The organism is Pollutimonas bauzanensis, assembly GCF_900129885.1.
GTDB classification, from domain to species: Bacteria; Pseudomonadota; Gammaproteobacteria; order Burkholderiales; family Burkholderiaceae_B; genus Pollutimonas; species Pollutimonas bauzanensis.
Genome location: NZ_FQXE01000001.1, coordinates 133,290 through 156,611 on the forward strand (window position 1 = coordinate 133,290; position 23,322 = coordinate 156,611).

Annotated in this window: 22 protein-coding genes; 6 read left to right on the plus strand and 16 right to left on the minus strand. The window is 64.8% G+C overall.

Annotated features, from left to right (window positions below):
• Window positions 1-107: 107 nt before the first annotated feature.
• Both BUB23_RS00670 and BUB23_RS00675 read right to left on the minus strand, forming a co-directional pair.
• Window positions 108-1,583, minus strand: a complete 1,476-nt coding sequence (locus BUB23_RS00670) for a protein adenylyltransferase SelO (RefSeq protein ID WP_073101009.1) — start codon at window positions 1,581-1,583, stop codon at window positions 108-110.
• Window positions 1,584-1,592: 9 nt separating this feature from the next.
• Window positions 1,593-1,973, minus strand: coding sequence for a DUF2069 domain-containing protein (locus tag BUB23_RS00675; protein ID WP_073101011.1), 381 nt, complete (start codon window positions 1,971-1,973; stop codon window positions 1,593-1,595).
• A 76-nt stretch (window positions 1,974-2,049) separates the two neighbouring features.
• On the opposite strand from BUB23_RS00675, the gene BUB23_RS00680 reads away from it, so the two are divergent.
• Both BUB23_RS00680 and BUB23_RS00685 read left to right on the plus strand, forming a co-directional pair.
• Window positions 2,050-3,462: a YihY family inner membrane protein gene (locus BUB23_RS00680; RefSeq protein WP_073101013.1), complete on the plus strand. Its 1,413-nt coding sequence runs from the start codon at window positions 2,050-2,052 to the stop codon at window positions 3,460-3,462.
• Window positions 3,446-3,904: a CBS domain-containing protein gene (locus BUB23_RS00685; protein ID WP_073101015.1), complete on the plus strand. Its 459-nt coding sequence runs from the start codon at window positions 3,446-3,448 to the stop codon at window positions 3,902-3,904. Before BUB23_RS00680 ends, BUB23_RS00685 begins: the two co-directional genes overlap by 17 nt.
• Here BUB23_RS00685 and dusA read toward each other — a convergent pair.
• Together dusA and BUB23_RS00695 are read right to left on the minus strand one after the other, a co-directional pair.
• Window positions 3,859-4,929 (minus strand): tRNA dihydrouridine(20/20a) synthase DusA, encoded by a 1,071-nt coding sequence (gene dusA / locus BUB23_RS00690; protein WP_281255530.1) that lies wholly within the window; start codon window positions 4,927-4,929, stop codon window positions 3,859-3,861. The genes BUB23_RS00685 and dusA overlap by 46 nt on opposite strands.
• Window positions 4,930-4,964: 35 nt before the next feature.
• The gene (locus BUB23_RS00695) at window positions 4,965-7,001 is read right to left on the minus strand and encodes a helix-turn-helix domain-containing protein (RefSeq protein ID WP_073101018.1); all 2,037 of its coding nucleotides are present in this window, start codon (window positions 6,999-7,001) and stop codon (window positions 4,965-4,967) included.
• A 145-nt stretch (window positions 7,002-7,146) separates the two neighbouring features.
• Here BUB23_RS00695 and BUB23_RS00700 point away from each other — a divergent pair, with 145 nt between their 5' ends.
• The 4 genes from BUB23_RS00700 (at window position 7,147) to pqqA (ending at window position 12,406) form a co-directional block, all read left to right on the plus strand.
• A complete protein-coding gene (locus BUB23_RS00700) occupies window positions 7,147-8,439 on the plus strand; it encodes a hydroxymethylglutaryl-CoA reductase, degradative (protein WP_073101020.1) in 1,293 nt (430 codons plus the stop codon).
• An 85-nt stretch (window positions 8,440-8,524) separates the two neighbouring features.
• Window positions 8,525-9,733 carry an ABC transporter substrate-binding protein gene (locus BUB23_RS00705; protein ID WP_073101022.1) on the plus strand — a complete coding sequence of 403 codons (1,209 nt, stop codon included), beginning with the start codon at window positions 8,525-8,527 and terminating at the stop codon, window positions 9,731-9,733.
• 282 nt (window positions 9,734-10,015) lie between these two features.
• The gene (locus tag BUB23_RS00710) at window positions 10,016-12,100 is read left to right on the plus strand and encodes a sigma-54-dependent Fis family transcriptional regulator (RefSeq protein WP_073101024.1); all 2,085 of its coding nucleotides are present in this window, start codon (window positions 10,016-10,018) and stop codon (window positions 12,098-12,100) included.
• A 231-nt stretch (window positions 12,101-12,331) separates the two neighbouring features.
• Window positions 12,332-12,406 (plus strand): pyrroloquinoline quinone precursor peptide PqqA, encoded by a 75-nt coding sequence (gene pqqA / locus BUB23_RS00715; protein WP_006410019.1) that lies wholly within the window; start codon window positions 12,332-12,334, stop codon window positions 12,404-12,406.
• A gap of 144 nt (window positions 12,407-12,550) precedes the next feature.
• On the opposite strand, the gene BUB23_RS00720 is transcribed toward pqqA, so the two are convergent.
• The 12 genes from BUB23_RS00720 to BUB23_RS00775 all read right to left on the minus strand — a co-directional run bounded on the left by BUB23_RS00720 (window position 12,551) and on the right by BUB23_RS00775 (window position 23,185).
• Window positions 12,551-13,141, minus strand: a complete 591-nt coding sequence (locus BUB23_RS00720) for an amino acid kinase family protein (RefSeq protein WP_073101026.1) — start codon at window positions 13,139-13,141, stop codon at window positions 12,551-12,553.
• A 34-nt stretch (window positions 13,142-13,175) separates the two neighbouring features.
• Window positions 13,176-13,706 carry an SRPBCC family protein gene (locus tag BUB23_RS00725; RefSeq protein ID WP_084135610.1) on the minus strand — a complete coding sequence of 177 codons (531 nt, stop codon included), beginning with the start codon at window positions 13,704-13,706 and terminating at the stop codon, window positions 13,176-13,178.
• 14 nt (window positions 13,707-13,720) lie between these two features.
• On the minus strand, window positions 13,721-14,728 hold the full coding sequence (locus BUB23_RS00730; RefSeq protein WP_218598809.1) for a vWA domain-containing protein: 1,008 nt from the start codon (window positions 14,726-14,728) through the stop codon (window positions 13,721-13,723).
• Complete coding sequence (locus BUB23_RS00735; RefSeq protein WP_218598811.1) at window positions 14,725-15,363, minus strand: hypothetical protein; 639 nt, start codon at window positions 15,361-15,363, stop codon at window positions 14,725-14,727. Before BUB23_RS00735 ends, BUB23_RS00730 begins: the two co-directional genes overlap by 4 nt.
• On the minus strand, window positions 15,356-16,384 hold the full coding sequence (locus BUB23_RS00740; protein ID WP_073101032.1) for a vWA domain-containing protein: 1,029 nt from the start codon (window positions 16,382-16,384) through the stop codon (window positions 15,356-15,358). Before BUB23_RS00740 ends, BUB23_RS00735 begins: the two co-directional genes overlap by 8 nt.
• Window positions 16,381-17,310: a hypothetical protein gene (locus BUB23_RS00745; RefSeq protein ID WP_073101034.1), complete on the minus strand. Its 930-nt coding sequence runs from the start codon at window positions 17,308-17,310 to the stop codon at window positions 16,381-16,383. The genes BUB23_RS00740 and BUB23_RS00745 overlap by 4 nt, the downstream gene beginning before the upstream one ends.
• Before the next feature lie 10 nt (window positions 17,311-17,320).
• On the minus strand, window positions 17,321-18,187 hold the full coding sequence (locus BUB23_RS00750; RefSeq protein WP_073101035.1) for a DUF58 domain-containing protein: 867 nt from the start codon (window positions 18,185-18,187) through the stop codon (window positions 17,321-17,323).
• Window positions 18,184-19,224 (minus strand): AAA family ATPase, encoded by a 1,041-nt coding sequence (locus BUB23_RS00755; protein WP_073101037.1) that lies wholly within the window; start codon window positions 19,222-19,224, stop codon window positions 18,184-18,186. Before BUB23_RS00755 ends, BUB23_RS00750 begins: the two co-directional genes overlap by 4 nt.
• Window positions 19,225-19,357: 133 nt before the next feature.
• Window positions 19,358-19,663, minus strand: coding sequence for a methanol dehydrogenase [cytochrome c] subunit (locus tag BUB23_RS00760; RefSeq protein ID WP_073101039.1), 306 nt, complete (start codon window positions 19,661-19,663; stop codon window positions 19,358-19,360).
• A gap of 128 nt (window positions 19,664-19,791) precedes the next feature.
• The gene (moxG, locus tag BUB23_RS00765) at window positions 19,792-20,331 is read right to left on the minus strand and encodes a cytochrome c(L), periplasmic (protein WP_178372241.1); all 540 of its coding nucleotides are present in this window, start codon (window positions 20,329-20,331) and stop codon (window positions 19,792-19,794) included.
• 48 nt (window positions 20,332-20,379) lie between these two features.
• The gene (gene moxJ, locus BUB23_RS00770; RefSeq protein WP_073101041.1) at window positions 20,380-21,261 is read right to left on the minus strand and encodes a methanol oxidation system protein MoxJ; all 882 of its coding nucleotides are present in this window, start codon (window positions 21,259-21,261) and stop codon (window positions 20,380-20,382) included.
• A gap of 67 nt (window positions 21,262-21,328) precedes the next feature.
• Window positions 21,329-23,185 carry a methanol/ethanol family PQQ-dependent dehydrogenase gene (locus BUB23_RS00775; RefSeq protein ID WP_073101043.1) on the minus strand — a complete coding sequence of 619 codons (1,857 nt, stop codon included), beginning with the start codon at window positions 23,183-23,185 and terminating at the stop codon, window positions 21,329-21,331.
• Between the last annotated feature and the right edge of the window lie 137 nt (window positions 23,186-23,322).

The following is a 23,322-nucleotide window of genomic DNA, read 5'->3' on the forward strand; positions in this document are numbered from 1 at the left end:
CGCGATAAACCGGGCGATGGCCTGCCCGTCTACGCCATCCGAAGCCATGATTCTATTAAAAATTGTGAAGACGCGGACCAGCCGGGCGGCGCGCCCGGCCGGCCCCGTCATGAAGAACAGCTGACCTCCAGGTGGCGGGCCGATTCGGGCGGCTTTGCCGCGTAAGCCTCATAGCCGACCTGTTCGGTATAAGGGTCGCGCAGCAGTTTCAGCAAGGTGTCGATTTCGCCGGCATCGCCGCGCTGCGCCGCGGCTATGGCGCCTTGCGCCAAATGGTTGCGCAGCACGTACAGGGGATTGGCGCGGTTCATCTGGGCAATGCGCTGCGCTTCGGGGCGCCCCTCTTGCGCGAGGCGCTGCGTATAGCGGTCCAGCCAGGCTTGTGCCGCGGCCCGGTCCTCGAAGCCGTCGAGCAGGGCCTCGGCCTGCCGCGGCGCCGTGGCCAGGGCGCGAAAGCTCAGAGTGAAATCGGCGCGCTGGGTGTGCAGCAAGGCCCACCAGTCGTCGACCAGTTCCGCGTCGCCCGGCTGCCACTGCGACAGCCCCAGCTTCTTGCACAAATTGCTTCGGTAGGTCTGCAGGAACGCCGGCTCGAAATGCGCGAGTTCGCCCTTGAGGGCTTCGGCGTCCACTCCCAGCCCCAGCAGGCTGCTGGCCAGGCGGTACAGGTTCCAGTGCGCCACGGAAGGCTGGGCGTTCCATGCGTAGCGGCCCTGGCTGTCGCTGTGATTGCAGACATGGTTGACCTGGAAGCCGTCCATGAAGCCATAAGGACCGTAATCGATGGTCAGCCCCAGGATGGACATATTGTCGGTATTCATGACGCCGTGGCAAAAGCCCGCTGTCTGCCAGTGGGCGACCAGGTCCGCCGTCCTGAGCACCACGGCGCGCAGAAAACGCAGGACCACATCATGGCCGGCGCCAGCCTCGCCGCCCCCGGCCTCGCGGCATTCCGGATAAAAGCGCTCCACCACATAGTCGAGCAGGGCGCGCAGCTTATCGGGCGATGACGACCAGTGCTCGAACGAGCCGAAGCGCACAAAGCTTGGCGACACCCGCGTCACGATGGCGGCCGTCTCCACCGTTTCGCGGTAGACGGGATCATCGGACACAACCAGGGCCAGCGCCCGGGTGGTGGGTATGCCCAGCCCGGCCATGGCCTCGCCCGCCAGGTATTCGCGCACCGAGGACCGCAGCACGGCGCGGCCATCGCCCATGCGGGAATAAGGCGTGCGCCCGGATCCCTTCAATTGCAATTCCCAATCCCCCGCAGGGCCGGCGACTTCGCCCAGCAAATGCGCGCGGCCGTCGCCCAGTTGGCCCGCCCACACGCCGAACTGGTGGCCGCTGTATACCGCCGCCAGCGTCTTGCCGCCCGGCAAGGGCTGCGCCCCGGACACCACGTCCAGGAAACCGGGTTCGGCCAACGCCGCTTCGGACAAACCCAGCATGCGCGCCACATCGATATTGGCATGCAGCAGCCGCGGCCTGGACAGCGGCTGCGGCGGCAAGCTGGTGTAGAAAGCCGCGGGCAACTGCGCGAACGAGTTGGCCACTTGCAGCTGTTTGATGGAATCGATCATGGGAAATCCTTATGCGCTGCGCGCCGCGTTCCGCTTGGCCGCCCGCTTCGCGGGCCGCAGGTACAGGACGGCGCACAGATAGAATGCCAGGGAAAAGGCGATCTCGAAGCCCGCCATCAGGGCCGACATGGGCGCGGGATCGGACCAGGCGCGCACCACGCCCTCCATGAAATAAAGCAGGATCAACATGGCCGCCCATTGCAGGGTGTACAACTGGCCTTTCAGCACGCCTCGCAGGGGCAGCAATAAAGGCAGCGCTTTCAAGGCCAGCAGGGAACCGCCGGCCTTCAAGGGAGCGATTTTCAGCTCCCAAAGCAGGCATAAAGCGATAAGCGCTATCAGCGACGCCGACGCGCCGTAGCGTAAAACAGGGTTTAGTTGCGTAGTCATGCTGGTATTATGACCCGAAAGAGCCGGGGAATGGTTTGCACAAGCCCCGGAATGTAAAGGTTTGAACACTGCCGCCATGACGACACGCAACGACAGCGCCATCGAAAAGTCCGCCGATCCGCAAGATCCCGCAGCGCCCGCCGGGTCCGCCGTCGCGCCCGAGGAAGCAGCGCGGCTGGAAGCCGCCGATGCGCCGCAGTCCGGCCTGGGCAATGCCGGGAAAATCGCCCGCTTCGCCCTGCAGCGCGCCGGGGAAAAAAAGCTTACGCAGGTGGCCGCCAGCCTGACCTTCACCACGGTGCTGGGCATCGTGCCGCTGCTGGCCGTGGTGCTGTCCCTGTTCACGGCTTTTCCGCTATTCGCCGACTTCCGGGTCGCGCTCGAGGGCTTCCTCACCACCAGCCTGATGCCGCCGGCAGTGTCCGAGAACGTCATGTTCTACCTGAACCAATTCGCCGCCAAGGCCTCGGGATTGACGGCGATAGGCAGCCTGTTCCTGATCGTGACGTCGGCGCTGCTGATCATGACCATCGATGAAGCCTTCAACGATATCTGGCAGGTCGAGCGCCAGCGGCCGCTGCGCCAGCGCATGCTGGTCTATTGGGCGATCATCTCGCTCGGGCCGATACTGGCGGGCGGCAGCCTGTGGGCCACGTCCGTCCTGGCGCGCGAATCGCTGGGCCACGTCGAAGAGCTGCCCGCCATTTTCAGCTTTGCCCTGTCTTTCGTGCCGCTGCTGGCCACCGGCCTGGGCTTCACCGCCCTGTTCGTCGGCGTTCCCAATCGTCGGGTGCTGTGGCGCGATGCGCTGGTCGGCGGCCTGGGCACCGCCGTGGTGCTGGAGATCATGCGCTCGGGATTCGCCTACTACCTGACCCAGTTTCCCTCATATACGATCATCTATGGCGCCTTTGCGACGCTGCCCATCTTCCTGCTCTGGATCTATCTGTCGTGGCTGGCCATTCTGCTGGGCGCCACGGTGGCGGCCACCCTGCCCGCCCTGAAACAGCGCCGCTGGGAACTGCAGCACTATCCCGGCGCCGTCTTCGTCGACGCCATACGCGTATTGCGCATGCTCTGGATCGCCCAGGGCACGCAGCCGCCCGGGCGCAGCATGGGTTTTCTTTGCTCCCGTCTGCAGCTGCACCAGGACGAATTGAGCACAGTGCTCAAAGCCCTCAAGCGCCTGGGCTACGTCGTCGACACCCACGGCAAGGAGGCGGACCAGTGGGTGCTGGCCTGTGATCAGCGCGAAGCCACCATAGGCCCGCTGATCGATGCCGTGCTCATCGACCGCGCCCAGCCCGGGCTGCTGGCGGAAAATTTACTTCTCGATGCAACTTCATTGTCTTTGACACACGCGGACCAAAGGCTGGAGGATTTGTTCGCCGGCCAGCTGGCACTACCCGAAAGCCCGCATATGGTGCAAAATACCCTTACCGTGTCGCACGGGGACACACAGGAGAACAACCATGTTGAAAGTCAGTGAAATTCTACGCGTGAAGGGGCACACGCTATATACCGCCACACCTGACATGCCCATCCGGCAAGCGCTCGAAACCATGAGCGAACAGGACATCGGCTCGCTGGTCATCATGGAACACGGCCAGTTGGCCGGCATGCTCACCTTCCGGGAGATCATCCGCCACCTGCACGACAACCATGGCGACACCGGCGACCACACCGTGCGCAGCATCATGGACGACGCGCCGGTAAGCGTTTCGCCCAACACCAGCGCCGACGAAGTGCAGCGCCTGATGCTGGAAAAACACGCGCGCTATATCCCGGTCATGGACGGGCCCACGCTGATGGGGGTCATCTCTTTCTACGACATGGCCCAAGCCATCGTGGCGGCCCAGGCGTTCGAAAACAATATGCTGAAAGCCTATATCCGCGACTGGCCGTCCGATTCGGAAGCCGCCAGCTCGTAGGCGGCCTGCCCCGTGCGCGACGCCAGGTCCGCCCAGGCCCGCTCGATCAGCCGCGGGTCGTTGCGATTCAACAAGGCATGGTCAGACAATGCGCGCCGCCAGGCGCGCGCCCCGGTCCTGCCGCTCATCCAGCCCAGCATGGAACGCGCTATCAGGCGCAGCGGCACGCCTTTTTCCACTTCGCGCCCGGCATACCGGACCATGGCTTCGACGACCTGGGCGGGCTCGGGCAAGGCCAGCGCGGGGTAGCAGGCGCGCGTGATGTCGGACAGCACGCCGGGGTTGTGCCAGGCGGCCCGCCCCAGCATCACGCCATCGAACTGTTCCATCAAGGCGAGCGCCTGGCCGGTTTCCGCGATGCCGCCATTGAGGACGACGGCGCAATCCGGAAAATCGGCTTTCAGGCGGGCCGCCATGGCATAGCGCAGCGGCGGCTTCTCGCGATTGTCTTTGGGCGACAGCCCTTTGAGCACCGCATTGCGGGCATGCACGATAAATACCCGGCAACCGGTGTCGTATATCTTTCCGACAAAGTCGCGCACGAAATCATAGGAGTCGTCGTAATCCAGGCCCAGGCGGTGCTTGACCGTGACGGGGATGGATACCGCGTCCTGCATGGCCTTCATGCCGTCGGCCACCAGGCCGGGCTCGGCCATCAGGCAGGCGCCAAAGGCCCCGCGCTGCACGCGCTCGGACGGGCAGCCGCAATTGAGATTGATTTCATCATAGCCCCACTGCTCGCCCAGGCGGGCCGCGGCGGCCAGCGCCTCGGGCTCGCTGCCCCCCAGCTGCAGGGCGACGGGTTCTTCGGCGGGATCGAAATCCAGGTGCCGCGCCACCTTGCCATGCAGCAGCGCGCCGGTGGTGATCATTTCGGTGTAAAGCCGGGCGCGCGGCGCCAGCAAACGATGAAAGTAGCGGCAGTGCCTGTCGGTCACGTCTATCATGGGCGCCACGCAAAGGCGCCAATCGGCCGCAGCCTGGGGCGAAGGCGGGGCGGGAAATCGGGCTTGGTCAATAGTCACAATAAAGGGGAGGCGTCAGCCCCCGGAAATCGGCGTCAAGGCGTATTTTCGGACATTTTTGAAATTCCGGCAGAAAACGCCGCGGGATCGCGCAAATGCCAGAGCCGCAGCCCCAGGTGGATCTCCAGCGCCCGGGCGGAATCGCGCCACGGGCCCAGCAAGGCATCCAGGACATCGAGCCGCTGGCGAAAGGTGTTGATGTGTATGGACAAGGCGGTGGCGGCGGCCCTGGCATTGTAGCCGTGGTCCAGATAAGCCAGCAGGGTCCTGGCCAATTCGGCTTTCCGCGGCTCCCCGCCCTGGTGAAGCCCGCCCAGCGCCGACTCCATGAATAGATCGATATCCCGCGCGCCGCGCCCGCCGAACAGCGATGAATACATGATCAATTCCCGCTCCTGGAATATCGCGTTGCGGCGATCCAGCGCGTCCAGAAAATCGAGGCAGCGGCCCGCCGACAGAAAAGCCGGCGGAATGCCGGACGGCTCGGCGACCGGCTCTGAAACCACGCCGCTGAAATCCAGGCGGCGCTCGCGGAAATACTGCAGCAGCGTATCCTGCAGGCCGGCGGCCGATGCCGCGTTGACCAGGAAAACCAGCGCGCCGCCGACTTCATCGAACAGGGCGGCCGGCGCCTGCAATACCGAACGCAGCTGCGCCAGCGCGTAAGCGGTCTTTTCCGCGCCCGTCCTGACCAGCACCATGCGCAGCGGCCGGGACAAATCCAGCCCGTAGGCCTGCACCTGCCGCGCCAGCGCGGCCGGATCGCTTTGGGGGCGCAGGACGAGCCGCCGCAGCACGGCCGGAATGTCGGACAGGGCCGTGGATTCCCGGCGTTCCTTGAGCAGCAACACAATGCCCGTCACCATGGAGCTGCGTTCGAAGATCCGGACCGCGACATCGTTGAGCGGCGCCGCCGTATGGATGATCAGGCCGCCCAGCAAGCCAGCGCCGCCGCCGGTAACGGCCGACACGCGGCAGACCTGCGAGGCCATGGAAAACGCGTTTACCGAGCGGCCCAGGCGCCGGCTCTGGTCCAGGGCCGCATGGATCTTGTCCTCGAACCAGTGCTTGCGTTCCGGCCAGGCCTGCCGGAAATGCTCGAATTCGCATCCCGCGCTGCTCGCCTGGCAGACTTCGCGTTCGCCGCCATCGCATACCGCCACATGTCCGCCCAGCCGGCCCGCCACCATATGGCAGATGTCGGGCAGTTCCCCGCCGCGCGCCACCAGTGACGTCAACTGCTCATGGGCCTCGGCGGCGGCGCGGGTGTCGGCGGTTTGCTGGCTCAGCAAGGCGTTCGTCGCGCTGGCCTGCTGCAATGCCTGCTGCGCCTGCTCGAACAGCCGGGCATTGCCGATGGCCACGGAAGCATGGGCCGCCAGCGTCGACAGCATGGACATTTCCCAGGCCACGTAAGAACGGACATAGCGCTCGCCCACGAACAGCACGCCTATGACGTGCTCTCCCGCCAAAAGCGGAACGCCCAGGATGGACTTGATATTCTCGTCGACCATGGCCGAGTCGATAAGGCGATTATGAGTGAAACGGCCGTCGGCCTCGTAGTCCGATGACGAGTACGGCGCGCGGTTGCGCGCAACGAAACCGCAGACACCGACGTCCAGCCCGACGCGTACCTGCTTGAACTTTTCGGAAAAAGCGCCGTCCGTGGCCCGCACATAAAAATCGCCCCGCTGCTCATCGTAGATCGATAAATATCCCACATCGCAGCCCACCAGCTTGCGGGCGCGCTGCACGATGGCTTGAAGGACCCGGTCCAGATCCGTCAGGGCGGTAAGATCCTGCGCCGTTTCAATGACGGCCAGCAGGCCGCGCTCGCGCAACTGGTGCTGTTCGAAGCGCTCGCGGATGGTGATGCCCATTTCCACGCTTTGCAGCAGGCGGTTTTTATCCGCGCCATCGGGCAGCAAGCGGACCTGGTCCAGCAATTGGGCCAGCTCGTGGCGGTCCTTGCCGTGGTACAGCATGCGCACGAGGCGGGCCTCGAGCGTTTCGGGCGCGGCGGCAAAGCCGGGCGCGCCAGCCGCGGAAGTATCAAGGCTGGAAAGAGCCATTCGGCGAACCTGTTCGAAATGGACATGTTTTTGGCATTTATATGTTCGCTTATAACATGTGAATTCCGGACGGCGCTACCTATACTGGGCTTGGTTCCTGTACTTGACCCATCACTCAACCCATCATCACAGAAAAATACCAACCATGAGCCTGGATTCACGCCTACCCGATTTCCGCAAGCTCGAGCCGTCGCAGCGCCTCGAGCATATCGCCGCAAAAGCGCAACTGACGGCCGAGGAACGCAAGCTGCTGGCCGAATCCGGCGCGCTGTCGCTGCAGACCGCCGACGGCATGATAGAAAATGTCATCGCCAAGTTCGAACTGCCTTATGCCATCGCCGGCTATTTTCAAATCAATGGCAAGGACGCGCTGGTGCCCATGGTGGTGGAAGAGCCTTCCGTGGTGGCGGCCGCCTCGTACATGGCCAAGCTCGCGCGGGAAAACGGCGGCTTTCAAACCTCCAGCAGCGGGCCGCTGATGCGGGCGCAAGTACAGGTGATGAACCTCTCGGACCCCTACGGGGCGCGGCTCGCCATTCTGCAACACAGGCAGGAAATCATCGACATCGCCAACAGCCGCGACCGCGTGCTGATCGGGCTGGGCGGAGGCTGCCAGGACATCGAAGTGCATGTCTTTCCCGAGACGGCGCGCGGCCCCATGGTCGTGGCGCACCTTATCGTGGATGTGCGCGACGCCATGGGCGCCAATACCGTCAACACCATGGCCGAGGCCGTGGCCGGGCGCATCGAACAGATCACCGGCGGCCGCGTGCGCTTGCGCATCCTGTCCAATCTGGCGGATCTGCGCCTGGCGCGCGCCCGCGTGCAGCTATCGGCCAGCAGCCTGCGCAGCAAGGATTACACGGGACAGGAAGTGATAGACGGCATCGTCGACGCCTATACCTTCGCGGCCGTCGACCCGTACCGGGCCGCCACCCACAACAAAGGCATCATGAACGGCATTGATCCGGTCATCGTCGCAACGGGCAATGACTGGCGCGCCGTGGAGGCCGGCGCCCATGCCTATGCCTGCCGCCAGGGCCGCTATACCTCGTTGAGCACATGGGAAATCGCCGCCAACGGCGACCTGGTGGGAACGCTGGAAATGCCCATGCCGGTAGGCCTGGTGGGCGGCGCGACCAAAACCCATCCGCTGGCGCGCCTGTCCCTGAAAATCATGGGCGTCTCGACCGCCCGGGAACTGGCCGAAATAGCCGTGGCCGTGGGCCTGGCCCAGAACATGGCGGCCTTGCGCGCGCTTTCGACCGAAGGCATACAACGCGGCCATATGGCGCTGCATGCCCGCAACATCGCCATGGCGGCGGGAGCCAAAGGCGCGGATGTCGACTGGGTGGTCAGGGAAATGGTGGCCGCCAAGGACGTGCGGGTCGACCTGGCCCTGCAATTGATGCAGGCGCGGCGCGCCGGAAAATCCTGACCCATGGCTCCCCAGCAGCGCCAGCGGCAGGCCCCGCGCCTGCCGGGGAAAACAGAATAACGACTTTGAAAAACGGAGACCAACCATGAAAAAAAACCTGTCCCACTTTAGCGCCCTGGCATTGGCGCTCGCCGCAATCGCGGGCGGCGCTCACGCCCAAGGCGCGGGCGACACCGTACGCATCGGCTTCATTACCGATATGTCGGGCCCCTATGCCGATACCGACGGCCCCGGCGGCGTCCAGGCCATCAGGATGGCGGTGCAGGACGCCGGCGGCCAGGTGCTGGGCAGGAAAATCGAAATCCTTTCCGCCGACCATCAGAACAAGCCGGAGATTGCCGCGTCGCGGGCCCGGGAATGGATAGACCAGCAAGGCCTCGCCTTGCTGATAGGCGGCGTGAATTCCGCGGCCGGCCTGGCCATGAACACCATAGTCGCCGAGAAAAAAATTCCCTACATCAATATCGGCGCGGCCACGGCGCGCCTGACCAACGAGGACTGCACGCCCTATACCGTCCATTATGAATACGACACGGTCGCGCTGGCCAAGGGCACCGGCTCGGCGGTCATCAAGCAGGGCGGGAAATCCTGGTACTTCCTGGTGGCCGACTATGCCTTCGGCCACTCGCTGGAGGCCGACACCAGCGCCGTGATCAAGGCCAGCGGCGGCAGCGTGGTGGGATCGGTAAGGCATCCCCCTTCCTCGGCCGACATGTCGTCCTACATACTGCAGGCCAAAGCCTCCAAAGCCCAGGTCCTGGGCCTGGCCAACGCGGGATCGGACACCATCAATTCGATCAAGGCCGCCAATGATTTCGGGCTGGCCGACGACATGAAGCTGGTCGGCCTGCTGATGACCATCAATGACATTCATGGGCTCGGCCTGCCGGTGGCGCAGAAACTCCTGATGACCGACAGCTGGTACTGGGACAGGGACGAAGCGTCGCGCAAATTTGCGCAGCGCTTCCAAGCGGCCATGAAGAAGATGCCAAGCACGCACCAGGTCGCGGCCTATTCGGCGGTGCGCAGCTATATCAAGGCTGTCGAGGCCGCCAAAACCACCCGCTCCGACGAGGTCATGAAAGCCTTGAAGTCGCTCAAGATAGACGATGTATATACGAAGGGATATATCCGGGCCGACGGCCGCTATATCCACGATATGTATCTGCTGCAGGTGAAGACCCCGCAAGAATCCACCGGGCCCTGGGACTATATGAAGATCGTGGCCACCATCCCCGGAGAGGAGGCTTTCACCAAGGCCGCGGATTCCAAATGCGCGCTGCTCAAGCATTGATGGATTGACGGCGGCGCGGCCGGCCGCGGCCGCCGCGCCGTTCCGGCCGCCCGCATGCGCAACGCCATGGAGACGAAATGTCGCATCTTGGCCGGCCGAAAGCGATACATCGGCCGGCGGGTAAGCTACAATTCAGCGAAGCCGGCTACAGAAACGCAACACACTACATAAAAACCGGCATATCCACGCAGCACTGCAGCGCTTGTAGGTCTTCCCAGACGACGCCCTGTTTGTCCGCGACGATCCGCCAACGCAAGCACGTGCGCTCAGAGGAGACAAGCGATGCTTTCGTTGGAAGCAGGAAATCATGTAGACCGGATACGCAGGATAGTCCAGTACGGCATGGACAATCCTGAAGTCAGCGCGGCGGTGACACTATCCTGGACGCGCTGCATCAACGATTACGGGCTCGATCCGGAAAGCAAGCGCCTGCCGCCCGTGCTGACCCAGACCGAATTGCTCGAACGGCGCGAACGCTCGCGCATCCTGCTGGCCGAAGCCAGGCAGGAAATGAATATCCTGTACCAGCAATTGGCCGATCCGGAATTGGCGGTAGTGCTGGTGCATACCGACGGCAGCATATTGCACATGGTGGCGGCGGCCAGCCTGGAGCACAATCTGTCCATGCTGGGGCTGCGGCCGGGCGCCGTATGGAGCGAAGAGCAGGCGGGCACGAACGGCATGGGCACCTGCCTGGTCGTGGCCGAACCCATCGCCATCCAGCAGAACGACCATTTTTTTTCCAGCCACATACGCCTTACCTGCTCGGCCGTTCCCATCAAGGACCAGCACGGCGATGTGATAGCCGTGCTCGACGTCACCAGCCGCTCCGCCCTGCTGCAGCAGCACTCCCTTGTGCTGATAGGCATGACGGCGCGCATGATCGAGAACCGGCTGCTCGACGCCACCTGCCAGAAGGCCCACGCCATCCATTTCCATAGCCGTCCGGAAAGCATCTACACCGTGCACGAAGGCAAGCTGATGGTCGACGGCGACGGCACGATCGTCGCCGCCAATCACAGCGCGCTGTTCCAGCTGGGCTTTGCCTCCATGGCCGAGCTGCGCGCCAGCCGTTTCGACGATATTTTCCAGTCGTCCCTGGAAACCATCTTGCAGCGCAGCCTGCAAAGCTCCTTCCATCCGGTGCCCATATATCGCGCCGGGGCGTCCAGCCGCTTCTTCGCGATCGCGCAGCACCCGCCCATGGCGATGAGCGCCGCCGGCCCCGAGCTGCACGGCGCCACGCCGCGCGGCATAGTGATACCCGCCGCCGCGGCCCCATTGCGCGGCAAGGCCGCGGCCGACCTCGCCGCCGCCTCTGAACTGGAGCTGGGCGACGCGGGCCTGCGCGAGCAGTTCGCCTTGGCCAGCCGGGTCATCGCCCGCCGCGTGCCCGTGCTGCTGTATGGCGAAACCGGGTCCGGCAAGGAGGTGTTCGCGCGCGCCCTTCACGACCAGGGCGCCCGCCGCGATGGCCCCTTTGTCGCGGTCAATTGCGCCTCGCTTCCCGAAAGCCTGATAGAAAGCGAGCTGTTCGGCTATCGCGCCGGCGCGTTCACCGGAGCCCAGCGCCAAGGCCGCAAAGGCAAGATACTGCAGGCCGACAACGGCACGCTGTTCCTGGATGAAATCGGCGACATGCCGCTGGCGCTGCAGGCGCGCCTGCTGCGCGTGCTGGATGAACGCAAGGTAACACCGCTGGGGTCGGAAACTTGCATCAGCGTCGAACTGCAGCTCATCAGCGCCAGCCACCGCAATATGGCCGAACTGGTGCGCCGCGGCCTGTTCCGCGAAGATCTTTATTATCGGCTCAATGGCGTCGAGGTCCGGCTTCCGGCCCTGCGCGACCGGGCCGACAAGCGCGAACTCATCCACTCACTACTTCAAGAAGAGGCCGGCGCCCCCCTGCGGCTCAGCCCCCAGGCCGAAGCCATTCTGATGAGCTACCCCTGGCCCGGCAACCTGCGCCAATTGCGCCATATCCTGCGCACCATGGTGGTCCTGTGCGACGGCGATACGCTGGGCCTGCAGCACATACCCGCCTCGCTGTCCGAAGCCGCCGTCAATGCGCCGGAGCCGCCGGCGGCCGTTCCGGCCATGATCGCGCCGCCCGCTCCCGCCGCGCCTGAATCCCTTCCCGCCGATGCGGCGTCGATGACGATGATGGATGCGCTGAACCCCTTGCAGGTGACAGAACGGGCCACGCTGATACAGCTGCTCGACACCTACCGGTGGAATATCAGCAATGTCGCGAAAGCGCTGGGCATCAGCCGCAATACGCTATACAGGAAGCTGCACAGGCTATGCATTCCTCTTTCCTCGCAATCCGAGCAGGACGGCGTTGCGGCGGGCCGGCAGGGGCCGTGAACGCCCGGCGTGTCATTTCCAGGACACTTTGGTCCTTTTGCAGTCCACCCTGCGCCCAATCTGGCATCGCGGCCCGGATCAGCGCCAAAAACCGCATGAAAACAAGGGCCTGAAGGGCTTGAATTGCGCCGGCTATCGCCTTAGACTGGACTTGGCGGCCTCTTCATGTATTGCCCATCCGGCATACAAAAGGCCGCCGTCCTCATCAATGACATTCAGGAGGAATACTTCATGCAATGGACTACACCGGCTTATACCGATCTACGGTTCGGTTTTGAAATCACCATGTATATTGCCAATCGGTGATGGCGCGTTTCTCCCGCGATAAATGAATTTTTACGCGAGCAGGCGGCGGGAAGAAGCTTCCCGCCGCTTTTTCGTCGACATGCGCCACGCCGGACGGCAAACGGCGCAACACCCCTTCCCGTCCGCGCTTGCTTCTTATATGGCTTATATGGCGGCGCCGTTGAGCAGCAGGCTTTGCAGGCGTTGCGGCTCGCTTTTATGCAGGACGTCCACGGGGCAGGCGGCGATCCGGGCGTAGCGCGCGAAACGCTGGTCCAGCACGCCGTCGCGAATGTGCTGCGCGATGCTTGCCTGCGCAGCGATGGGCCGGGACTTGACCAGTATCAGGCGCTCGGCATTCAAGTGCGCCGCCAGCCACGCCGCGATGCAGTCCGAGGTCATATCCGGCACAGCCATTTCGTCGGCCTGCTCGCGCATCAGGGACAGCGGCATCCACAGGGCGACCCCGCCGCGCTGCAATATGCCGCGGATGTCGGCCGCGGCGACCGCCGGCTCCAGCGCCGGCGCGAGCCCGCCCATCAGCAAGCCATACTGCGCGCGGGCCAGGACCAGCATATTATGGGCAACCAGGTCATCGAACTGCCATTGCAATTGCAGCTCGCGCACGAAGCCGGCGGAGCACCCGCGGCCCGGCACCACGACAGCCCTACCCCCGCCGAGCGTCGTCAGTTGCGCAAGCCATTCATCGAGGATGGGATCCTGCGCCAGTCCGCCTCCGAGCTTTATCACCCACATGCCGGCCTCCTGTGCCTAACAATGCTCGCCACCGCTACCTGCCTTCGGCGGCATCCTTGATCCCCTGCAGGCCGCTCTGTATGAACGCGGTCATGGCGGCGACGGCGGCCTCGTCATTCAGGTTCTCGGCCGGATAATTGCCGGTGTCTCCCCTGTAGAATCGCGCTATCCAGGCCACCTGGCTGCCGGCGCCGGAGGCCGCCGGCTGGACTGTAATCGTGGCGGAATAGGAACTGACGGGCAGCGCCTCGACGTTCTCCGTATCGAGGCGATAGCTGTAGCTGCGGTTTTGCGGGTCGTATTCATCCAGGCTTTCCTTCAGGACGCCGCCGGCCAGCGTCAACTCGCGCACCGAGCCGTTTTCATTGCCCTTGCTGGCCGAACTTTGCTTGACCGACGGATGCCAATGGGCGATGGCGCCGAAGTCCTGTATCTGCTTCCACACAGCCTGTGGCGCGGCCGCCAGGGCAATGCTTTCATCGACTTTCTTGGGCGTGGGGCCATGCGCATGAACTGGCATCACGGTAAATCCGAATAGCATTGCTGCGGCAAAAGATAATTTCATCGAACGCAACTCCTTTAATGGTCACCTGGATCACGGGCCGCGGCAAGCTTGCCGCGGCGGGGCCCAGGGCGGAAGGGGCCCGGCGCCAATAGCGCCAAGCCATACAGAAGCGCCAGCAGCAGACAGGCCGCCAGCGCGATATAGGGCCGCAGGTCGAGCGGCGTGGGTTCCAGGCGGCCCTCGGCATGCTGGTCGATGGCGGCCAGCATGCCGGCGGCGTCGCCCAAAGGCAGGTAGGACAAGCCGGTAGCCGCCGCCAGCGACATCAGATAGGTATCGCGCACGGCCGAGAGATGCTCATTTCCCGAGGGCGGCGCCGCGCCGAACGGGGCATTGCGGGGATGCCATCCTTCACGCTGGGTAGCGTCCGCCGGCGGCTGCCCGCTGCGATTCTCCTGCTCCACGTCATCCGGGCCGAGAAAGCCTTTTTCGTGCCCGTCGTCGTCATAGGCGGGGATGGGGGCCGGCGTATGCCCGCCCGCGCCGACCAGCAGGCCCCGCACTTTGCCCGGCTCGCCCTCGAACTGCGGCCGCCCCGACGCGGGCAGGGGCGGCGCCTCCTGGCCGTCGGTCACGAAAACCAGATTCGCCCCCAGCGTGTCGGCCAATTCCAGTGCGCCGAACAGGCCGCTGGCAATACGGCTGTCCCCCTCCCACGCCATGCGCCAATTGAGCTCGGCCACGGTCTGCGACAAGGCGGCATAATTGGCGCAGGTCTCCATGGGCTCGAGCAGGAGGAAGCTGCGCCTCTCGGTGAACACGCCCAGGCCGGCCCTGGAGCCGCAAGGCATCCGCGCCAGGGCCTGCGTCACGGTATCCTTGGCCTGCTCCAGCCGGCTGCGCTGCTGCGCGCCAGCCGCGTAGTCGCGCACATTCATGCTGCGGGTAATGTCCACCACGAAAAGCACCTGCGCCCTGGCGCGCTCGAGCCGCCATTGCGGACGCAGGCAAGCCCAGAGCGCCAGGCACAGCGCGCCAAGCAACAGCCAGAAACGATAGTCGGAAAAGGCCCGCGGCATCATGGCAGGCCTTTGGGCAGGCCCGGCAGATCGGTCCACAAGCGCTTGGGCGAATCCGGCGCGTCGTCCTCTTCCTGGGCCGCGCCGCGGGGCAGATCGCGCACCATGCGCGAGGCCAGGTCCAGGTTGTATCTTGCGTCCCAATAGTCCGGCGCCAGCCGCAGCGCGCGCGTGTAATAGTCCTTGGCCACGCGTATCGACGCCGGCGCCTCGCCGATACGGTTGCGGTCTATCATGTCCAGCGCATGCCGCAAGCGCGCGTTTCCCATGTTGTAGAGCGCAAGCGCCGCCAGAGGCGGCGTTTCCCGGGCGCCGGGCCCTGGAAGGTCGGCGCGCGCCAGGGCTTCCGCCCATGGCAAGGCCTCATCCAGCTGGTAGCGCTCGAGCAGGAAATTCAAGCGGGCAAAGGCCACGCCGGGAGCGGCATCGAGGGCGACGGCGAGATCGTCGCCCTGGGACAAGGCCTGTATCGCGCGGTTGTCGGCGCCGATCCGATACCACTGCGCGGCCGACAGCGCGGCGCCGATCAATGCGGCCGCCAGCGCCGGCCACAGCAGCCAATGCCGCCAGGCTTGGCGCCTATGCCGGCCGCGGACCGCGCCGGCGTCGCGGCTGCGATGGAATGAAAGATCAGGCATCGGCGCTCCGGGGCAGATCGGGTCCTATCCGCCGCTCCGCCAGCTTTGCCGCGAGCAGGCCCAGCAGGGCGAGCGCGGCCACGCCGAACACATATCCGCCCAGATCGCGGCGCGGCAAGTGTTCCATATAGAGCAGCGGCGCCCGCTCCTGCTTGTCGATCTCCTGCATCGCGGCGGCGACGCCCTCCGCATTTTCGGCCTCGAACGCGCGGTAGGGAATGCCCAGCGACTTGAAGAAGATGTCGAGGTGCCGCTCCGGCATCGATTGCGGCGTGTCCCTGCCGGGATCCCCGGGTATATCGCCGATGCCCGGGCTTCCCGCCGTGCGCAGGAACAGCCAGTACAAGCGCAGCGGCCGCGAGGCCAGGGCCTGGCGCAGCAGGTTCTGCACCCGCAGGTCGATGACCGCGGCGCCGTCCGACACCAGCACGACCGCGCGCGACGCCAGCGGGTCGTCATCCCGGTCGAACATCGAAAAGGCCATCGCCAGCCCGCGCCCTATGTCTGTGTAGGCCAGCCCGGGACGATCGATGGCATTTATCGCCGCCTCTATCGCCGCCCGCTTGTCGGTCAGCGGCAGCACGAACAAGGGCATGGTCGAAAAGGCGGCCATGCCTATCCTGTCTTGCGGGCGATCGGCGGCGAAGCCGTTGAGCAGCCGCTTGGCCGCGGCCGCCTTGGATTCCTCGCGGCCGCTGGGCGTACGGCCGGCAAAGCTGTCGTTCATGCTCGAGCTGCGGTCCACCAGCAACACCAGGTGCGCCCCTCTTCCTATCTTTTGCATGCTGCCTCCCGGCAGATACAGGCCCGCCGCGCCCAGGGCGAGCGCGGCAATCGCGATACAGCCCAGGATGCGCAAGCCGGCGTCGACCAGCGCCGACAGGCGGTCCGGCGGCACCGCGCCCAGCCATGGACTGGCCGACAGGCGCCGCCCGAAGGCAAGCAATGGCAATATGGCCAGTACCGCCAGCCACAAGGCATAAGGACGGTCCAGCGCCACACCGGCGAAGGCGGCGTTCACGGCATCCTCCTTTCGGCCGCGGCCAGGCGCGCCGCCAGACCGGTCAACGACGGCCAGGGCATCGCATCCATGGCGCGCGCATCCTCGTTCGCGAAGAAAACCCGCCGCGAAGCCTGGAAGAAAGCCACCAGGTCGCCCTGGACATCGCCGAATGCCTGGCGCGCGGCAAGGAATTCCGCCACGTCGGCGGCCAGCAGGCGCTTGCCTGCCGCCGCATCGAAGGCCCGATGCAAATGCAGCAAGGCCTGCCGGTAGGCTTGCGGACTGCCGTCGCGGCTGGCTGCGCGCACCCCGCGCAGCGCCCGCGCGAAAGGCCTTGCCCGGCGCTCATGAAAAGGCCATGCGGCGTAATGCCACGCCAGGGCGATCAACAGCAGCGTGCTCGCGCCGGCGAAGGCCAGGGTCAGCCGCAAGGCGCCGTCGACCGGCAGCAGCTGCGACGCCGCATCGGGACGCAAGGCCAGGGGCGTCTTGGCCGCGTCGGGCATGAGCACGCCGCGCAGGGGCGACATGCTGAAAGACCAGGGTTCGCTGCGGACTTGCAGCGCATCCCGGCCCTGGCCGAAGGTCAGGGCCAGTGCCGGGATTTCCCGGGTATTCACGTCCAGGGGAACGTAGAAAGTCTGATAGTCCAGGGCCACCAGGTATTCTTTGCCGCCGGCCGCCGCGCGCTCCTGGACATCCACGCTGCGCAACTCGAGCCAGTAGTTGAGCGGCCCGGGCTTGGGCAGCGAAGCGCGCTGCAAAGGAAAGGCGGCGTCGACGGCGACCCGCATGCGCAAGGGGATGACATCGCCCGTCATCCATCCGGCCGGACGCGGCGCCTGCACCTCGACGCCATGCACTTGCGCCTGGCCGGCGCGCGGGCCCGCCGCGCAAGCCAGGGCGAGCAGGACGGGCGCAAAGCGGGCATATATCCATTGCATACCCATCGCGCTAGCGCTCCAGAAGATACTGGCCAAAGGCGTCGATATCCAGCTGCCGGCCCGGGCGAAACGGCCGGCAGGCATGCTCGGCGCATAATTGGTCCAGCCGCGCCGCGCGCGCCGCGGCGTGCGCCATCCAGCGCTTGCGCACGGAGGGCCGCAGCAGCATCAGGCGCTGCTGGCCGGACTCCAGGTCATACAACTGCGCCAGGCCCCAATCGGGCAAATCCGCCAGCGCGTCGCTGTCCAGCACGATGGGCACGACATCGTGCGCCGACAACGCCGTCAGGATGGCGGCCGCTTCCTGCGGCGGAAAAAGGAAATCGGAGATCAGGAAGACCAGTTTGCGCAGCCCGGCCAGCGGGCCAGCGGCCTTGCCCAGCCCCGAGGCGCCCTGCCCGGCAGGTGCCACGGCGGCCAGGCGGCTTGCTATCTCGGCGGCATGAATACCCGCGCGCCGCGCGGGGAAACTGAATTCGCCATGGATTTCCGAACCGCAGGCATACAGGCCGAACGCGTCGCCATTGCGCCGCGCCGACCGCGCGAGCAGCTCGCATAGCCGGGCCGCCAGCGGCATTTGCCCGGCCGCGGGGCCGCCCGCCATGGAAGCGGATATGTCGACCAAGGCATAAACCGTGGCCGCGGTGCGCGGCTCGTACTCCCGCACCTGCCACTGCCCGAAGGGATCGCGCAGGCTATGCCGCAGGTCGAGCCGCCGCACGTCGGGGCAGCGGTCGAACGGCGCCAGGCCGCGGAACACGCCCGACCGCCCTCCGCCCATGCCGCGGTGGGCGCCCGGATGCAGGCCCCGCACGCGCCAGCGCAGAGCGTAGCTGACGTCCGCCGACCAGGCATGCAAAGGAGGCAGGGCGCTCATGGCACTTGCACCCGTTCGAAGATCCGCCGGCACAATTCAGGAAGGATATCGTCGCGCCGCGGCTCGTAGACCGGATTCAGGAAGATGCGATGCGCCACGGTCTCCTGGAAGACTTCGCGCAGATCCTCGGGCACCATCATGTCACGCCCTTCCAGCCAGGCCTGCACCCGCGCCGCCCGCACCAGCACCGCCATGCCGCGCGGACTGGCGCCGCCCTTGATGAGCCGGTCCATGTCCACGCCCGCTATCCGGATGCCGCAGCGCTCGGGATATCTCGCGGCGTCCCACAAATCCAGTACGTACTGTTCCAGCGTCGGGCTGGCCTTGACCTGGCGCTGGATTTCCCGCGCCACGCCGTCCAGCTGCCTGTGATCCAGCACCCCCTCGGCTACGGCCGCTATCAATGTATCTACATCATGGAAACGTGGATCGAACAGCAGCATGCGCCGGGTCGCGGAATCCCGGGGCGTCTGCACGGCGATTTCCATGAAGAAGCGGTCGCGCGCCGCGGCGGGCAGCTCAAAGGTTTCCTCCTTCTCGACCTGGTTGCGGTCGGCGAACACCTGCACATAGGGCAGCCCCACATCGCGGTTGAAGGCATTGATGGTGCGTTCGGCCATCAATCTGAGCAACAGCGAATGCACTTGGGGTCGCGCCCGGTTGATCTCATTGAAGAAGAATACCGAGATATTCTCGCCATGCTGCAGAATAGGCCCCGGCTCGACGCGCGGGCGCCCCTCCTCGTTCAGGAAGGTGTGATAGACCAGGTCGCCGGGCATCAGGTCGATGGTGCCTTCCACCCGGCCGTAGGCGCCGCCTATGGCCCGCGCCACGGCGCGCAGCAGCATGGTTTTCCCCACGCCGACATCGCCCTCCAGCAATACATGGCCGCGGGCGAATATCGCCAGCGTAATCAGCCTGATCACCCGCGCCTGCCCGACGGCGGCCTTGGCAACCTCGCGCTCGAAGGCCAGCGCGCGGCTGCGCCAATGGGCAAGATCTACGCCGGCGCACGCCGTGCCTTGAATCATGGACATGGTCTCCTCTGGCGGTCGCTGGCCGCCTATGCTGCGGACAGGCCCATGCCCGGGCCCATCCCTTTTTGTCATTGCGCGCGGGGCCGGCGAGCGGATTCCGCCCGGCGTATCCCCGCGCCCCGCGCCGCCCGGCTCACGACTTGGGGATTTTCTTCACATCGTAGATGAATACGCCGGATTTCTTGAAATGCTCGACCCGCTGCTTGTTGCGGTCCTCCATCTGCTGGATGGTGTCCTGCTGCTTGGCGACTTCCTTGGGGTTGTGCTTGGGGTCGTATTTCGACCCTGCCACTTGCTGGGGATAACCGGGCTTGGGCTCCCAGCAATTTCCGGGGGCCTTGCATTTGGTTCCGTCGTAGGCCTGTGCGTTCATCGCCGCGAACGCCATAATGGATGCACCCGCCAGAACCGCCGCGGGACGTAGTATGCGCAATATCATCGTCGCTCCTCCTTCTGTAATGGACCGCCGTCGCGCCGAGCCTGGCTCGCCGAAACGCCGGCTTTTTGCCCGCGCGCGGCATGGCGCGCGGGATCACTTCTGGGCCGTGGAACTACCGCGGCCCGGAATCATTCCTTGTACGGCTTGAAATTCTTTTGCTGCTCCTCGGTCAGCCACACGGCGTCCTCGGCGGGCCCCGTGTACAGATGGCGGATCCAGGCCATGATCTGCAGCATTTCATCCTGGGTCAACATTTCATACTGGGGCCCCATCTGGCGGGTCGCGCCGCCGTAAATGACTTCAAACAGGCCCTTGTCCTCCTCTATCTGATAATTCCAGCCGCTGTGGTTCAAGGCCGGGCCTATCTTGCCTTCGCCCAGATGGCCATGGCAACCGGAGCATGCCGTGGAAAACAGCTCCTTTGCCTTGGGCAAAACGGCCCGGTCCTCGTTGTAAGGGTTCACTCCCGTCTGCACGAACGCCTTGACCGCCGGCGTATCGCGCCCCTCGCTGCGCCCCTCGTCCAGGCTCAGTTCCTCGCCTGTCACCGCGTTGCGAAACGTCATCTGGCCCCACGCCGTCGAGACGAACAGCAACGCCGCCATGCCACAGACGGCCTGCTTCAATACCCGTCCACAGATGGCCTGCCTTGATACCAATTTGCTCATTGTGCTTCCCGATTATTCCTAAAGATTGCCGCGCGGCCCTCGTGACCGTCACGATGCTTCCCGCAGCAGAGGAACGCCCTCTTCCTCCAGCAATTTCGTAATGCGCGGCTGCGCTTTTGCAATGGCGGCATCCAGCGCGGCAAGCAGCCGCGTGTCGCCCTTGCGCACCGCCATCGATTCGCCGTAGTTGAACTCTATCGTCTTGCCGCTGGCGTCCGGCACCGTATCCTTGGGCACGAGTTCCATGCGCAGGGGCACGACCGAGGATTTCACGTAGCGAGCCACTTCCGCGCCGAAGGCGATGGCCGCGTCCGCGTTGCCCTGCGCCACTTCGTTGACCATCCTGGCCGGATCGACGCGGACGTACTGGTTGCGCGGCGACCTGAAGTTCACCAGCGAATACATATAGTTCATATTGTTCTCGAACTTGCCTATCGCCTTGAGCATGGCCTCGGCCGGCGACCCCAGGGGCACCGCCAGGCGCGACATCTCCGCCAGCCTGTCGTCGTCCCAGCTGCGTATCCGGATGTCGCGGTCGATGCGGGTCACGAATACGTAGCCTGAACGGTAATACGGACGCGTGGTCAGCACCCGGTCGTCGCCGGCATCCAACCCCATCACGACATCGCACTGGTCCTTGTCCAGATAGTCGCGCACCAGATAGATGGCCGGCCGGCTGGTGTAGATGAAAACCGGCTTGCGGCCCATGGTTTCGGCGACCAGCGCCGCGATCCGGTTTTCGAAACCCGTGCCGTCCTTGATCGAGTACGGCGCCTCGTTTTCCGAGGCGCAGATACGCAACTCGCCGGCCGGCGCCGCAGGCTGCGCAGCCTGCGCCAGCGCGCAGCTAGCGGCCAAAGCGCCTATCGTTGCCGGGGCCAGCCGGCGCCAGGGGCGCCGGCCGTTCTTTTCGCTCTTGATGTTCGACATCTTTGTCTCCGTTATTATGTGCGACTCGGCGCGCCGCCCGGCCCGGACGGCGCGCGCAGCTTCCCGCCTAGCTGCCGGCGTACTCTCCCGTCCTGGGATCGTTGTAGACGCTCTTGCCGTCGAGCGCGAACACCATCACGCCGCCGCCCATCTGGGTGTAGTGCTGGATGTTCTTGAAAGCGCCCACCGAACCCAGGCCCGCAGTCGGATCGTCCAGGTCGAACACCAGGCCCACGCCGGGCCAGCCCCCCACTCCGTAGAAGATGGCGACATACTGCACCCCGTCATGCATATAGGTCATGGGGTGGCCGATAGCGCCGGAAGGCAGGCGGTGCTTCCATACCAATTCCCCGTTCCTGGAATCGCGCGCCTTGATGAAGCCATCGAGCGTGCCATAGAACACCAGGTCTCCCGCCGTGGCCAGCGTGCCGCCCCATACGGCGAAGCGCTCCATCTTTTCCCAGGCGAACTGGCCGGTGATCGCGTCGAAGGACTTGATCTGGCCCAGGCCGACGAAATTCTGGCGGTCGCCCTTGGGGCCGGGGTACATGGACAGCGTCGCGCCCACGAAGAACTGCCCTGCCCGGTATGGCAGCATGAAGGGCTCCCAGTCCATGCAGATGTGGTTGATGCCCAGGAAGAACTTGCGCTTCTCGGGATCGTAGGAATCGTGTCCCTGATTGTGATAGCCCATGGCCGATGGGCAGATATCGCGGCCCTTGTGGTCCATGCGCGTGGCGAATTCCGGATCGCGCAGCGGCAGGCCGGTTTTCAGGTCGACGTGCTTGACCCAGTTGACCGTGTCATCCATTTTGTCGGCCGACACCAGTTCGCCCGTGACCCGGTCCAGCGTGTAGACAATGCCGTTGCGATCGGGATGGGTCAGCAGCTTGCGCATCTTGCCATCCTTGTCCTTCTGCTCGCTGAGCATCATGACGTTGACGCCGGCATAGTCCCATTCATCATGCGGGGTTTTCTGATAGGCGAACTTTGCCTGCCCGGTGTCGACGTCGCGGCCCCATATCGCCATGGTCCACTTATTGTCGCCCGGGCGCATGGTTTCGTTCCACGGCGCGGGGTTGCCGGTGCCGAAGTACACCATATTGGTTTCGGGATCGAAAGCGTACCAGCCCCAGTTGGTTCCGCCGCCCACCTTCCAGGCGTCGCCTTCCCATGTCGAGGTGCCCAGGCCCTTGGTGCCATATTGCGGTGTGTTGACATTGAAGTCGTCCGCAAGAATGATGTCCTCGTCGGGGCCGGTGGCGTAGGCGCGCCATTTCTGTTCGCCGGTATGGACGTCGTAGGCGGTGACATAGCCGCGCACGCCCAGCTCGGCGCCGGACGAGCCGATCAGCACGATGTCTTTCACGACGAAGGGCGCAATGGTCAGCGTCGAGCCCACGCGGTAATCGGAGTTCTCGACTTTCCAGTATTCCTCGCCGGTGTCGGCCTTGAGCGCGACGACGTGGCCGTCCAGCAGCGTCTTGAGGATGAGCGGCCCCGACTTGTCGTCGCCCGGCCAATAGCCCAGGCCGCGGTTCACCACGTCGCAGCATGCCACCGCCCGCGCGGCCGCGCTCTGCTTGGGCTTGTGGGTCCACAGAATCTTGCCGGGCTCCTTGAGGTCCACCGCGAATGTCGTGTTGGGGAATGGCGAATGAATGTACATCACGCCGTTGACCACCAAAGGAGTCCCTTCATGCCCGTTCAGCACCCCGGTCGAAAACGACCAGGACGGGCTCAGCTTCGCAACGTTTTCCACGCTGATCTGCTTCATGGGACTGTAGTTGTTGGCGCTATAGTTCTTGCCTGGCAAGACCCAGTTTTCATCACTCTTGGACAATTCAATCAATTTGTCGTTTGCCTGAGCTATGGACATCGTGGCGCCCATAACGACAGACAATGAAAGCAGTAAACGCTTCATTTTTGTCTCCATCCATTTATTTATTGCTAGCGGTCTCGGATCTGCCACCTGGCCAATTCACGGCATTCGCCGGCGGCACCTCATGCAAGCTGTGCGTAAATATCTCGCATTGAGGCTAAAGCAAGACCCGTACCAAC